Annotated in this window: 1 protein-coding gene; it reads right to left on the bottom strand. The window is 71.8% G+C overall.

Annotation, left to right across the window (positions count from 1 at the left end; translation table 11 throughout):
• Positions 1-90: 90 nt before the first annotated feature.
• A partial coding sequence (locus IC63_RS16740; RefSeq protein ID WP_036722809.1) for a magnesium chelatase subunit ChlI family protein occupies positions 91-595 on the bottom strand: 505 nt, incomplete at its 5' end.

The following is a 595-nucleotide window of genomic DNA, read 5'->3' as shown; positions in this document are numbered from 1 at the left end:
CAACCGAATATCGCCCCGCATCCCCATGCTGAAGGAGTCGCCAGCGTCGCGAACTGCCCCCCCATCCTCAGTTCTACCCCGCAGCTATCCTTACGCCGCCGCAGCAAACGGCAGGCGATAGCCGATCGCCTCGGCCAGATGCGGCGCGCGGACCCGGTCCGAGCCGTCCAGATCTGCGATGGTGCGGGCGGTCCGCAGGATGCGGTGATAGCCCCGCGCGCTCAGCCCCAGCCGGTCCGCGGCGCGCTGGATCAGGCTGCGGCCTTCCTCGTCCGGTTCGGCGATCTCCTCGAGTTGCGGACCGGTCGCATCGGCGTTGACCCGCAGGGCGGACTGGCCGGCAAAACGCCTCGCCTGCACGTCGCGGGCGGCCGAGATGCGGCCGGCGATCTCGGTGGTCGTCTCTCCGCTGGCCGCGCGGTCAAGATCGGCGATCGCCACCGGCGGCACCTCGATCCTCAGATCGAAGCGGTCCATCAGCGGCCCGGACAGCCGCCCCATGTAATCCGCCCCGCATTGCGGCGCGCGGGCGCAGGCGCGCGCGGGATCGGCGAAATGCCCGCAGCGGCAGGGGTTGGCGGCGGCCACCAGCAGG

This window comes from Paracoccus sphaerophysae, from assembly GCF_000763805.1.
GTDB lineage: Bacteria > Pseudomonadota > Alphaproteobacteria > Rhodobacterales > Rhodobacteraceae > Paracoccus > Paracoccus sphaerophysae.
This window is presented reverse-complemented; position numbering and strand designations above follow the sequence as displayed.